Below are 12,670 nucleotides of genomic sequence, written 5' to 3' on the forward strand. Positions count from 1 at the left end.
TGCTCGCGCTTTCAGGCGCGCAATGAGCCGTTGGCAACCGCATGGGCCTCGATCTCCACCAGCAAGTCCTGGCGGCAGATGTCCGCCTCCAGGTAGACCGCATGGCTCACGGTGTGAGCCTCTGCACCCAGCGTTTCTTCGAGCACCCGGCGCACGATCGGCGCATCGGCGACATGGCGCACGTACACCACGCAATCGAGGGCCGCGAGATCGAAGCGCGTGGTCGCGCGCTCGTTGGCCGCCGCGATCACCGCGCCGAGATTGCGCAGCGTTTCCTGGGTCTGCGCCACCACGTCGCCCAGGTGCACGGTTTCATGGCCGACGATGCTCGCCGTGCCCGAGATGAAGAGCGCCACGTCGCCGCCACCGATCTCGGCCAGCGCCGCGCGCGAGAAGGTCGGCGAGCGCGGGCCGTAGGTCGGCGGATAGCGGTAGGCCGAGACCTGCCGCGGGTTCTCGACCGGCAGCGGCGCGATGCGTCCCGCCAGGAAGCGGATGCACAGCGCGCCCTGGTGGATGCCGAGCGCGCAGGCGGCCGGCGCTCCTTCGAAAGCGGCTTGGCCGGCGTCGAAGAAGGCCTGCTGGCGGCCCAGGTTGAACTGCCGGTAGCGCTCGAGGCCGCCGCCGTCGCCATTGATCTGCGGCAGGTAGTTCCACACGCGCAGCAGGTGGGCGCAGCCCGTCTGCTCGAGCGACTCGAACAGGTCGCGATAGGCCCGCTGGGCGAGGGCGGCCAGGCCCACCTTTTCAGTGGCCTCGTCGAGATCGATGGCGCCCAGCATCCAGTGGCCGTCGCAGCGCCAGCGCACCACGCCGGTGGTGCCGGATTCGATGCGTTCGCTGGCATGCCACACGTCGGCCATGGCGCCCGCTCCCGAAAGAACGCGCGCATTGACCGTGGGCATCCAGGCTAGGTCGTCCGGTGTGCCGTAGCCCAGCGCGCCGAAGGGCGGGTTGCCGGCAGACAGCAGGGCCAGGCTTTGCGACAAGGACAAGCGCTGGACGCGCAGGGGCGGCACCCCGTTGAAATCGCGCGCGCTCACTGGGCCTCGACGATGTTTTCGCCGGCAAGCGGCCCGAGGTCGCGGATGTTGCTGCGTCGCCTGCGCCAGGCCTCCCAGGTGCGGCGCGGATGCCCGGCCGACACCAGGTAGTAGATTGCCTTGAGCACTCGCAGCGAGCGCCAGATCGGCGTCTTGCCGTAGATGTCGCCGGCCAGCAGCGACATGAGTGCTTCCTTTACGCGGAACGGGTTTTGCGGGTACATGAAGAACTCGCGAATGGTCGGGTTCGTGACGCGGAAGATGAACCACGAGAACTCGCGCGGACCCTTGCGCATGTAGCGCTCGAAGCGCTGCCGCGCAGGGGCGGCCTGCGCGGGTCGGTCGAGTGCGGTGGCCACCACCTCCGCGCCTTCGAAGGCGCTGTGCATCGCGAGGTAGACGCCCGAGGAGAACACCGGGTCGACGAAGGTGAAGGCATCGCCCAGCATCAGGTAGCGCTCGCCGCTGCAATGGGTGCTGGTGTACGAATAGTTACCGGTGGCGTAGACCGCGTCGCCGACCAGCGCGGCGTTCTTGAGGCGCGCGGCCAGCTGCGGGCAGCTCGCAATGGTGTCGGTGAAGAAATCCTTGAGCGGCTTGCTGCGCGACTTCAGGTAGTGCGGCCAGCACACGGCGCCGACGCTGGTCGTGCCGTCGGCCAACGGGATGTACCAGAACCAGCCGTGCGCAAACCAGAAGATCGTGATGTTGCCCTCGAGCTTGCCCGGCAGGCGCTCGGCATTCGTGAAGTGGCCGAAGAGGGCCGAGCTGTTGTGCTTTGGGTTCTTCTGCTTGGCCTTGAACTTGTTCGACAGGAAGGTGTCTCGGCCGGAGGCGTCGATGACGAAGCGTGCGCGCCAGTTGCAGGAGGCGCCGTCGTCCAGCGTGGCCTGGACGGTGGCGCCGTCGTCGTCGAAGCGTACGTCGCGCACCCGGCAGCCTTCGATGGCCTGCGCGCCCTGGGTGGTGGCGTTGCGGAACAGGATCTCGTCCATCTCGGAGCGCCGCACCTGCCAGGCATAGGGCATCGACTTGTCCCAGGCCTCGGCGAATTCGACCATTTGCGCGTGATCGTGATCGGGCGAAACGAATTCGACGCCCCACTTGGGCATGCCGATGCGCTCGAGCTCGTCGCGCAGGCCCAGCTTGTCGAACAGTGCCACGTTGGCCGGCAGGAGCGATTCGCCGATGTGGAAGCGCGGATGGCGCGCCTTCTCGAGCAGCACGACCTTGCGGCCCTGCCGCGCCAGCAGGGCGGCGGCCGTGGAGCCGGCCGGGCCGCCGCCGATCACGAGCACGTCGCAAGTCTGCGGCGAAAGCGCGGCGGGTTCGGCTGTTGTTGTAGGGATGTTCATGCGCTTTGACTGGGATGGATTCCAAGAAGATGCCCGATCGGACGTGGCGCATCAGCGGCGGATTATCCCAAAAAGCATCTATGGTCTCGCTGTAGGACACGGGGCGTTGCGCGCGCCGGACAGTAAACTCGCTACCTGCTTTGAAAACACGAGATAGCGAGATAGAAAGCCATGGCCGGACACAGCAAATGGGCGAACATTCAGCACAGGAAGGGCCGGCAGGACGAGAAGCGCGGCAAGCTCTGGACCCGTGCGATCCGTGAAATCATGGTCGCGGCACGCGCCGGCGGCGGCGATCTGAGCGGCAATCCGCGGCTCAGGCTGGCGGTCGAGAAGGCCAAGGCGGTCAACCTGCCGGCCGACACCGTCAAGCGCAACATCGACAAGGCCACCGGCAACCTCGAAGGCGTCAACTACGAGGAAATCCGCTACGAGGGCTACGGCATCGGCGGCGCCGCGATCATCGTCGACACCATGACCGACAACCGCGTGCGCACCGTCGCCGAGGTGCGCCATGCCTTCTCCAAGCACGGCGGCAACATGGGCACCGAAGGCTCGGTCGCCTTCCAGTTCAAGCACTGCGGCCAGTTCGTCTTTGCGCCCGGCACCAGCGAGGACAAGGTGATGGAAGTGGCGCTCGAAGCGGGCGCGGAGGACGTGGTGACCGACGACGACGGCGCCATCGAGGTGCTGACCGCAGTCGGCGACTTCGAGACGGTCAAGAACGCGCTCGAGGCGGCAGGCCTCAAGCCGGAGGTGGCCGAAGTCACGATGCGGGCCGAGAACACCATCGAGCTCACGGGCGAGGACGCCGCGAAGATGCAGAAGCTGCTCGACGTGCTCGAGGACCTGGACGACGTGCAGGATGTCTATCACAACGCAGCGCTCTCCGAATGAGGAAAGCGCCAATGAAAGCCTGCGAATGAAGGTACTGGTGATTGGGGGAGGGGGCCGCGAGCACGCGCTGGCGTGGCGGCTGGCGCAGGCCGCTCGGGTCAGCCGGGTCTATGTGGCGCCGGGCAACGGCGGTACGCGCGCGGATTCGCGCTACGAGTGCATCGATATTTCTGAGCCCGCCGCATTGCGGGCCTGGGCGCTGAAGAAAAAAATCGCATTGACCGTGGTCGGCCCCGAAGCGCCGCTGGCGGCCGGCGTGGTCGACGAATTCCGCGCGCACGGCCTGCGCATCTTCGGGCCCACCAAGGCGGCGGCGCAGCTGGAGAGCTCTAAGGCTTTTTCCAAGGCCTTCATGAAGCGCCACAAGATCCCGACGGCCGAGTACGAGGCCTTCACCGATGCCGCTGAGGCCCACGCCTACGTGGATGCCAAGGGCGCGCCGATCGTGGTCAAGGCCGACGGCCTGGCCGCCGGCAAGGGCGTGGTGGTGGCGATGACGCTCGAGGAAGCGCACGAGGCCATCGACTTCATGCTGGTCGACAACAAGCTCGGCATTTCGCACAACGAGGGTGGTGCGCGCGTCGTCATCGAGGAGTTCCTGCAAGGCGAGGAGGCCAGCTTCATCGTGCTGTGCGACGGCCGCAACGTGACCGCGCTGGCCACCAGCCAGGACCACAAGCGCCTGCAGGACGACGACCAGGGCCCCAACACCGGCGGCATGGGCGCCTATTCGCCGGCGCCGGTGGTCACGGCCGAGGTGCATGCGCGCGCCATGCGCGAGATCATCCTGCCGACCATCCGCGGCATGGAAAAAGACGGCATCCCCTTCACCGGTTTCCTCTACGCGGGTCTCATGATCGATGCCGCGGGCCATCCGAAGACGCTCGAATTCAACTGCCGCATGGGCGACCCCGAGACCCAGCCGATCATGATGCGGCTCAAGTCCGACCTGTTCGAGGTGTTCTGGCACGCCACCGACGGCACGCTTGACCAGATCGAGCTCGACTGGGACCGCCGCGTCGCGCTCGGCGTGGTGATGGCGGCCCACGGCTATCCGCTTTCGCCGCGCAAGGGCGACCGCATCACGGGCATTCCGCCCGAAGCGCCGGATGCAGTGGTGTTCCATGCCGGCACCACGCTCGAGAACGGCGAACTCAAGTCCAGCGGCGGGCGCGTGCTCTGTGTGACCGTGCTGGCCGACAGCGTCAAGCAGGCGCAGCAACGCGCCTATGCGGTCGCGGCGCGCATCCATTTCGACGGCGCGCAATACCGCAAGGACATCGGGCACCGCGCCGTCCACGCGCGCGGTTCGCAAGGCTGATGCGCGAGGATCCACAAGCGGTCGGCGACTACCTGCGGGGTTTGCAGCAACGCATCGTGGCCGCGCTCGAAGCGGCCGATGGCGGTACCTGCGTTCGCGACGAGTGGAAGAAGGAACCGGGCGAGCCGCTGCAGGGCAGCGGCCTGACCTGCATCCTCGAAGACGGCCTGCTGTTCGAGCGCGCCGGCTGCGGCTTCTCGCAGGTACGCGGCCCCAAGCTGCCGCCCTCGGCTACGCAGCACCGGCCGGAGCTCGCCGGCGCGCCTTTCGAGGCGATGGGCGTGTCGCTGGTGTTCCATCCGCGCAACCCCTATGTGCCGACCGTGCACATGAACGTGCGCATGCTGGCCGCGCTGCCGGCCGACGGCGAGCCCGTGTGCTGGTTCGGCGGCGGCATGGACCTCACGCCGTACTACGGTTTCGAAGACGATGCGGTGCATTTCCACAGCACTTGCCGCGACGCGCTGGCGCCCTTCGGCGAGGATAAGTACCCGCGCTTCAAGACTTGGTGCGACGAGTATTTCTTCTTGAAGCACCGCAACGAGCAGCGCGGCATCGGCGGCATCTTCTTCGACGATTTCGCCGAGCTCGGTTTCGAGCAGAGTTTTGCGATGCTGCGCGCGGTCGGCGATGCCTTTCTTCCGGCCTACCTGCCGATCGTCGAGCGGCGCCGCGACATGGCTCACGGCGAGCGCGAACGCGCGTTCCAGCTCTATCGCCGCGGCCGCTACGTCGAGTTCAACCTGGTCTGGGACCGGGGCACGCACTTCGGCCTGCAGTCGGGCGGGCGCACCGAGTCGATCCTGCTGTCGATGCCGCCGCTGGCGAGCTGGGCCTATCGCCGGCAGCCGGAGCCCGGCACGCCCGAGGCCGCGCTCTACAGCGACTTCATCGTGCGACGCGAATGGCTCTGACCGCGCCCCGCGTCGGTGTCTTCGGCGGCGCCTTCGATCCGCCGCACAACGCGCATGTCGCATTGGTCGAGGCCGCGCTGGCGCAGCTGAACCTGGCCGAACTGCGCATCTTCCCGACCGGCGACGCCTGGCACAAGCAGCGGGCGCTGAGCGCGGCCGAGCATCGGCTCGCGATGGCGCGGCTGGCCTTTGGCGGATTCCAGCGCACGGTGGTCGATGCGCGCGAAACGCTGCGCGCGGGGCCCACCTACACCCTCGACACTCTGCGCGAACTGCAGCAGGAGCAGCCCGCCGCCCAGCTGGTGCTGATCATGGGTGCCGACCAGGCCGCTTCGTTGCCGCGATGGCACGGTTGGCAGGAGATTCTGGCTCTTGCTATCGTTTCCGTAGCGTATCGCGCAGGCGCCACGGGCTCTGCCGATCCTGTTGGCCCTAGAATCCTGCCTCCCCTCCCGTCCGGTGCGCGCGTCGAAACCCTCGAACTCGCGCCGATGGACATCAGCGCGACCGACATCCGGACCCGCGCTGCGACGCGCGTCGACTTTTCTCGTCTGGTTCCGCCGGCGGTTGCACGCTATATTGACCAACACCATCTCTATCGATCCGCCTGATGAACACTGAAGCCGCCGCCAAGAAAGACACCCAAAAACTCCAGAGAGCCATCATCGACGGCCTCGAGGACGTCAAGGCGCAGGACATCCAGGTATTCGACACCGAGCATCTCTCTCCGCTTTTCGAGCGCGTGATCGTCGCCTCGGGCACCTCCAACCGCCAGACCAAGGCGCTCGCCGCCAGCGTGCGCGATGCGGTGAAGGACGCCGGCTTCGGCAAGCCGCGCGTGGAGGGCGAGGACAACGGCGAATGGATCATCGTGGATTGCGGCGCGGCGGTCGCGCACATCATGCAGCCGGCGATCCGGCAGTACTACCACCTCGAAGAGATCTGGGGCGACAAGCCGGTGCGCACCAAGCTGGGCGCTTCGAAGCCCGCAGCCCCCGCCAGAGCGAGCGAGGAAAAGGCGCCCGCGGCCAAGAACAGCACCTCGCTGCGCCGTTCCAGCGCAGCCAAGACCGCGATCCGCGCGGCCGAACAGGCCGCCAAGCCGAAGAAGCCCGCGGCCAAGAAGACGGCCGCCCGGAAGACGCCGGTCAAGACCATGGTCGTGAACAAGGCGCCCGCGAAAAAGGCCGCAGCCTCGAAGAAGGCCGCACCGGTGGCGAAGAAGGCGCCGCGCAAGACCGCTTCGTCCCGGTCATGAAGCTGCTGGTGGTCGCAGTCGGGCAGCGCATGCCCGACTGGGCACAGACCGCCTGGGACGACTACGCCAAGCGTTTTCCGCCCGAACTCAAGCTCGAACTGCGTGCGGTCAAGACCGAGCCGCGCGGCTCCAAGACGCTCGAAACGCTCTATGCGGCCGAGCGCGAGCGCATCGAGGCCGCGATCGCCAAGGGCATGCGCATCGTGGTGCTGGACGAGCGCGGCACCGCGCTCACCACCAAGGCGCTCGCTGCCCGGTTGCAGGCCTGGCAAGGCGAGGGTGACGACGTCGCGCTGGTGATCGGCGGCCCCGACGGGCTGGATCCCGCCTTCAAGGCCGCCGCGCACGAACGCATCCGCCTGTCGGATCTGACCTTGCCGCATGCGATGGCGCGCGTGCTGCTGGTCGAGCAGCTCTACCGTGCCTGGTCGGTCAATGCAGGACATCCTTATCACCGCGAATGAACCCGTCTTTCATCTATCTTGCGTCGCAAAGTCCGCGGCGCGCGCAACTGCTGGGACTGCTCGGCGTACACCACGAACTGCTGCTGGCCGGGCCGGATGAAGACACCGAGGCGCTGGAGCACGAGCTGCCGGGCGAATCGCCGACGGCCTATGTGCAGCGGGTCACCGCGCTCAAGCTCGATGCGGCCGTGGCGCGGCACAAGCAGCTGGACCTGCCGCCGGCGCCCGTGCTTTGCGCCGACACCACCGTGGCCCTGGGCCGCGCCATCCTGGCCAAGCCGGAGGGCGCGCGGGATGCCGAGCGCATGCTCGCGCTGCTGTCCGGGCGCACCCACCGCGTGCTGACGGCGATCGCGCTGCAGCACGGCAGGCGCCGGCATGCGGCGCTCAGCGTGTCGCGCGTGCGCTTTGCCGCCGTCGCCAAGTCGCGGATCGCCGACTACGTCGCGACCGGCGAACCGATGGGCAAGGCCGGCGCCTATGCGATCCAGGGGCGGGCCGCGGCTTTCGTCGAACACATCAGCGGCTCGCATTCGGGCATCATGGGCCTCCCGATGTTCGAGACGGCACAGCTGCTGCGCCGGGCCGGCTTTAGGCTCTAAAAACATGCAAGACATCCTGATCAACTGGTCCCCCCAGGAAACCCGTGTCGCCCTGGTCGAACATGGCGCCGTCCAGGAGCTGCACGTGGAGCGCACGCTCGAACGCGGGCTGGTCGGCAACATCTACCTCGGCAAGGTCTCGCGTGTGCTGCCGGGCATGCAGTCGGCCTTCATCGACATCGGGCTCGACCGCACGGCCTTCCTGCATGTGGCCGACATCGTGGCGCCTTTCACGCCCGGTTCGCGGCCGAGCGCGCCGCAGCCGGAGCGCGACGGCCGCAACGGCGGCGCCGTGGTGCCGATCGAGAAGCAGGTGTTCGAAGGGCAGTCGCTGCTGGTGCAGGTGATCAAGGACCCGATCGGCACCAAGGGCGCGCGGCTGTCGACCCAGATCAGCATCGCCGGCCGGCTGCTCGTCTTCCTGCCGCAGGACAACCATGTCGGCGTCTCGCAGAAGATTCCGCCGGATCTGCGCGATGCCTTGCGCACGCGCATGCAGGTGCTGATCGAGGCCGCCGCTGCGGCCGACAGCGGCGGCGCGGTGCCCGCGAACACCGGCGGCTTCATCCTGCGCACCAACGGCGAGGATTCGAGCGATGCCGAGCTGGCCGAAGACATCGCCTACCTGCGCAAGACCTGGTCGCGCATCCGTGAGCTCTCGTCGCGCATGCCGCCCATGTCGCTGCTGCACCAGGACCTGAGCCTGCTGCAGCGCGTGCTGCGCGACATGACCAGCGAGGACACGCAGACTATTCGCATCGACTCGCGCGAGCAGTTCGACCTGCTCCTCAAGTTCGGGCTCGAATTCATGCCGCAGGCGGCCGGCAAGCTGCAGCTCTACAAGGGCGAGCGGCCGATCTTCGACCTCTATTCGATCGACGAGGAAATTGCCAAGGCATTGGGCCGCCGCGTCGACCTGAAGTCCGGCGGCTACCTCGTGGTGGACCAGACCGAGGCGCTCACCACCGTCGACGTGAACACCGGCGGCTTCGTCGGCGCGCGCAACTTCGACGACACCATCTTCAAGACCAACCTCGAGGCCGCGCAGGCCATCGCGCGGCAGCTGCGGCTGCGCAACCTGGGTGGGATCATCATCGTCGACTTCATCGACATGGCGCGCGACGACCATCGTGAGCAGGTGTTGGCCGAGTTTCGCAAGCAGCTCGCGCGCGACCGCGTCAAGACCACGGCCGGCGGCTTCTCGCAGTTGGGCCTGGTCGAGATGACGCGCAAGCGCACGCGCGAATCGTTGGCCCACATGCTCTGCGAACCCTGCCTGGCCTGCAACGGGCAGGGCATCGTGAAGACCGCGCGCAGCGTGGCCTACGACGTGCTGCGCGAGATCCTGCGCGAAGCGCGCCAGTTCACGCCGCGCGAGTTCCGCATCGTGTCGTCGCCGCAGGTGATCGAGCTTTTTCTCGACGAGGAGAGCCAGCACCTGGCGGGCCTCAGCGATTTCATCGGCAAGCCGATCTCGCTGCAGGCGGAGCCGGCGATGGGGCAGGGGCAGTACGACATCGTGCTGCTCTAGCCGCCCGCGCTACAGCGTCGGGTCTTGGCCGGCAGTTGCGCTGCGTACTGCATGCGTCTGCAGCCGCGCATAGAGTCCTTCCAGCGCCATCAGCTGCGCATGGCTGCCCTGCTCGGCGATGCGGCCATGCTCCATCACGATGATGCGGTCGGCATGCTGGATGGTCGAGAGCCGGTGCGCGACGATCAGGGTGGTGCGGTTCTGCATCAGCCGCTGCAGCGCCTCCTGCACCAGCCGCTCGGATTCGGTGTCGAGGGCCGAGGTGGCCTCGTCGAGCAGCAGCACCGGTGCGTCCTTGTAGAGTGCGCGTGCGATCGCGAGCCGCTGCCGCTGTCCGCCCGAGAGCTGCGTCGCGTTGTGGCCGAGCACGGTGTCGATGCCCTGCGGCAGGCTCTGGACGTGCACGGCCAGGTTCGCGGCCGCCACGCAGGCGAGCACGCGTTCGCGGTCGACCGCGGCGCCGAGCGCCACGTTGGCCGCCAGCGTGTCGTTGAGCATGATCACGTCCTGGCTGACCATCGCGAACTGCGCGCGCAGGCTTTTCAGCTTCCACTCGGCAACGTCGTGGCCGTCCAGCAGCACCTGGCCGGCACTCGGCAGCACGAAGCGCGGCAGCAGGTTGACCAGCGTGGTCTTGCCCGATCCCGAGGGGCCGACAAAGGCCACCACCTCGCCGGGCGCGATCGAAAGGCTCACGCCGTCGAGCGCCCGGGCCTCGTCCTCTCCGCGGTAGTTGACCCGCACCGCGCGCAGCTCGATGCGGCCTTCGGCCCGCGGCGTCTCGAAGCGGCCCTGTGACTCGGATGCGACGCTGTCGATCAAGGCCAGGCCGCGCTCGAGCGCCGCGAGCCCGCGCGTGATCGGGCCGGCGATGTCGGCGAGGCGGCGGATCGGCGCGATCAACATCAGCATCGCCGTGATGTAGGCGACGAAGCCGCCGACCGTCAGGCCCTGCTCGCCGCTTTGCCAGAGGGCGATCATCACGACCACCGACAGCGCGACGGCAGCCACGATCTGGGTCAGCGGCGTCATTGCGGCCGAGGCGATGGTGGACTTCACGGCCAGGCGATTCAGGCTGTGGCTGAGGCGGTCGAAGCGCTCGGTCTGGCTGGCCTCCGCGTTGTGCAAGCGCACCATGCGGTGCGCGAGCACGTTCTCCTCCACCACGTAGGCCAGCTCGTCGGTGGCCTGCTGGCCGAGTTGCGTGAGGCGATAGAGGCGCTTCGAGAACACCTTCATGATCCAGGCCACGCCGGGCGCCAGCACGCCGACGATCAAGGTCAGCTTCCAGTTCAGGTAGATCAGGTAGGCCAGGAGCGCAATGAGCGTGAAGCCGTCGCGCGACAGGCCCAGGAGCGCCTGCACCAGCAGCATGGCGCCGGTCTGGACCTCGTAGACCACGGTGTTCGACAGCGCGCTCGCCGACTGGCGCGAGAAGAGGGCGAGCTCGGCCGCAAGCAACCTTTCGAACATCACGCGTCGCAGCCGCTGCATGCCTTCGTTGGCGATGCGTGCCAGCGCGTACTGCGAGACGAACTGCGCGAGGCCGCGCACCGCGAAGAGCAGGATGATGGCCGCCGGTACCATCCAGAGCGCAAGTTGTCCGCGCGTGAAGCCGCGGTCGAGCAGCGGCTTGAGCAGCGCGGGCATCAGGGGCTCGGTCAAGGCGGCGACGAGGGCCGTGGCGAGCCCGAGCGCCCACCAGCGGCGCGAGCCTCCGAACCAGGTCATGAGTCGCGCAAGCCGGCGCGTGAGAGGAGGGCGCGCGGACTCGGCGTCGGGGGAAGGCTGCATGGCGGCGCATTCTACGGTTGCGTACGATCGGCCCCCGCTGTAGGACCACGCCTGCACATACACGTTTTGTGACCTTGCGTGCATCGCCTTGTGTACCATGTGGCCTCGTTTCGTCCGGGCATGAAACTTAAATCCCGGAAACCTCTCCGAACTGCATGAAAAAGCCGTTGCAAGAATTCTCCCCAACCCCTTCTTCATCGTTCTCCGTCCGCCGCACACTGATCGCGGCATTGGCTGCCTCCCCCGTACTTCCCGTGCTCGCCCAGTTCAGGGTCGAGGTGTCGGGCGTCGGTTTGACGCAGCTGCCGATCGCGCTTGCGCCTTTCAAGGGCGAAGACGCATCGCCGCAGAAGCCCGCGGCCATCGTCCAGGCCGACCTCGAACGCAGCGGCCAGTTCCGCGGCGTCGACGCCTCGGGCCAGTCGCTCGACGAGACCTCGCGTCCCGACCTGAGCCTGTGGCGGCAACGCACGGCCGATTCGCTGGTCGTGGGCAGCGTGACGCGGCTCGCAGACGGCCGTTACGACGTGCGCTTCCGCCTCTGGGACGTGGTGCGCGGACAAGACCTCGGCGGCCAGAGCTACACCGTGCCGCAAGGCGATCTGCGCCTGGCCTCGCACCGCATCGCGGACTATGTCTACGAAAAGCTTACAGGCGAGAAAGGCATCTTCTCGACCCGCATCGCCTACGTGACCAAGGGCGGCACCCGCTACAACCTGTGGGTCGCCGATGCCGACGGCGAGAACGCGCAGGCCGCGCTCGCCAGCCCCGAGCCGGTCATCTCGCCGGTCTGGTCGTCCAACGGCGCGCAGCTCGCCTACGTGTCCTTCGAATCGCGCAAGCCGGTGGTGTACGTGCACAGCGTCGCCAACGGCCAGCGGCGGCTGGTGGCCAACTTCAAGGGCTCCAACAGTGCGCCGGCCTGGTCGCCCGACGGCAGCACGCTGGCCGTCACGCTGAGCCGCGACGGCGGTTCGCAGCTCTACACCATCTCGTCGAACGGCGGCGAACCGCGCCGGCTCACGCAGAGCAACAGCATCGACACCGAGCCGGTGTACTCCGCCGACGGCGGCACCATCTACTTCGTGAGCGATCGCGGCGGCGCACCCCAGATCTACAAGATGGGCGCCAACGGCGGCAACCCGACACGCGTGACCTTCAGCGGCACCTACAACATTTCTCCGTCGGTCAGCGGCGATGGCCGGTGGTTGGCCTACATCTCGCGGGTGGGCGGTGCCTTCAAACTCCATGTGATGGAACTGGCGACGGGCAACGTGACGGCGCTCACCGACACCACGGCCGACGAGAATCCCAGTTTCGCCCCGAACAGCAAGCTGATCGTCTATGCCACCCGGCTGCAAGGCCGCGAAGCGCTGATGACAACAACACTCGACGGAAAAATAAAAGCTCGACTGGCAGGACAGGCGGGAGACATCCGGGAACCGGACTGGGGTCCGTTTCAAAAGCAATGATTAACTTGAGGAGTTCGAA

The 12,670-nt window shown here is 67.4% G+C and carries 12 protein-coding genes; 9 read left to right on the top strand and 3 right to left on the bottom strand.

Annotation, left to right across the window (positions count from 1 at the left end; genetic code table 11):
* Positions 1–11 precede the first annotated feature (11 nt).
* Both ACSQ89_RS12960 and ACSQ89_RS12965 read right to left on the bottom strand, forming a co-directional pair.
* Positions 12–1,043 carry a hypothetical protein gene (locus tag ACSQ89_RS12960; RefSeq protein WP_436290490.1) on the bottom strand — a complete coding sequence of 344 codons (1,032 nt, stop codon included), beginning with the start codon at positions 1,041–1,043 and terminating at the stop codon, positions 12–14.
* Positions 1,040–2,398, bottom strand: a complete 1,359-nt coding sequence (locus ACSQ89_RS12965; RefSeq protein WP_436290489.1) for an FAD-dependent oxidoreductase — start codon at positions 2,396–2,398, stop codon at positions 1,040–1,042. The genes ACSQ89_RS12960 and ACSQ89_RS12965 overlap by 4 nt, the downstream gene beginning before the upstream one ends.
* Positions 2,399–2,569: 171 nt before the next feature.
* Here ACSQ89_RS12965 and ACSQ89_RS12970 point away from each other — a divergent pair, with 171 nt between their 5' ends.
* Genes ACSQ89_RS12970 through rng form a run of 8 tightly spaced genes read left to right on the top strand, consistent with a single transcriptional unit; the run spans position 2,570 to position 9,385 of the window.
* Positions 2,570–3,295, top strand: a complete 726-nt coding sequence (locus ACSQ89_RS12970) for a YebC/PmpR family DNA-binding transcriptional regulator (RefSeq protein ID WP_093107661.1) — start codon at positions 2,570–2,572, stop codon at positions 3,293–3,295.
* Positions 3,296–3,320: 25 nt separating this feature from the next.
* The gene (purD, locus tag ACSQ89_RS12975) at positions 3,321–4,616 is read left to right on the top strand and encodes a phosphoribosylamine--glycine ligase (protein ID WP_436290488.1); all 1,296 of its coding nucleotides are present in this window, start codon (positions 3,321–3,323) and stop codon (positions 4,614–4,616) included.
* Complete coding sequence (gene hemF / locus ACSQ89_RS12980; protein ID WP_170855610.1) at positions 4,616–5,530, top strand: oxygen-dependent coproporphyrinogen oxidase; 915 nt, start codon at positions 4,616–4,618, stop codon at positions 5,528–5,530. Before purD ends, hemF begins: the two co-directional genes overlap by 1 nt.
* Positions 5,521–6,141 carry a nicotinate (nicotinamide) nucleotide adenylyltransferase gene (gene nadD, locus ACSQ89_RS12985; protein WP_436290487.1) on the top strand — a complete coding sequence of 207 codons (621 nt, stop codon included), beginning with the start codon at positions 5,521–5,523 and terminating at the stop codon, positions 6,139–6,141. The genes hemF and nadD overlap by 10 nt, the downstream gene beginning before the upstream one ends.
* On the top strand, positions 6,141–6,788 hold the full coding sequence (gene rsfS / locus ACSQ89_RS12990; protein ID WP_093107653.1) for a ribosome silencing factor: 648 nt from the start codon (positions 6,141–6,143) through the stop codon (positions 6,786–6,788). Before nadD ends, rsfS begins: the two co-directional genes overlap by 1 nt.
* Positions 6,785–7,252, top strand: coding sequence for a 23S rRNA (pseudouridine(1915)-N(3))-methyltransferase RlmH (gene rlmH / locus ACSQ89_RS12995; RefSeq protein ID WP_093107651.1), 468 nt, complete (start codon positions 6,785–6,787; stop codon positions 7,250–7,252). Before rsfS ends, rlmH begins: the two co-directional genes overlap by 4 nt.
* Positions 7,249–7,854, top strand: a complete 606-nt coding sequence (locus tag ACSQ89_RS13000; RefSeq protein WP_436290486.1) for a Maf family protein — start codon at positions 7,249–7,251, stop codon at positions 7,852–7,854. The genes rlmH and ACSQ89_RS13000 overlap by 4 nt, the downstream gene beginning before the upstream one ends.
* Positions 7,855–7,858: 4 nt before the next feature.
* Entirely contained in the window at positions 7,859–9,385 is a 1,527-nt protein-coding gene (rng, locus tag ACSQ89_RS13005; protein WP_093107647.1) for a ribonuclease G, read from the top strand.
* A 9-nt stretch (positions 9,386–9,394) separates the two neighbouring features.
* On the opposite strand, the gene msbA is transcribed toward rng, so the two are convergent.
* On the bottom strand, positions 9,395–11,179 hold the full coding sequence (gene msbA, locus ACSQ89_RS13010; RefSeq protein WP_093107645.1) for a lipid A export permease/ATP-binding protein MsbA: 1,785 nt from the start codon (positions 11,177–11,179) through the stop codon (positions 9,395–9,397).
* Between the two features lie 155 nt (positions 11,180–11,334).
* Between msbA and tolB the strand changes: the two genes are divergently transcribed.
* Positions 11,335–12,651 (top strand): Tol-Pal system beta propeller repeat protein TolB, encoded by a 1,317-nt coding sequence (gene tolB / locus ACSQ89_RS13015; RefSeq protein ID WP_436290485.1) that lies wholly within the window; start codon positions 11,335–11,337, stop codon positions 12,649–12,651.
* The last annotated feature ends 19 nt before the right edge of the window (positions 12,652–12,670 follow it).

It is taken from the genome of Variovorax sp. LjRoot175 (assembly GCF_964253805.1).
Lineage (GTDB): Bacteria > Pseudomonadota > Gammaproteobacteria > Burkholderiales > Burkholderiaceae_C > Variovorax.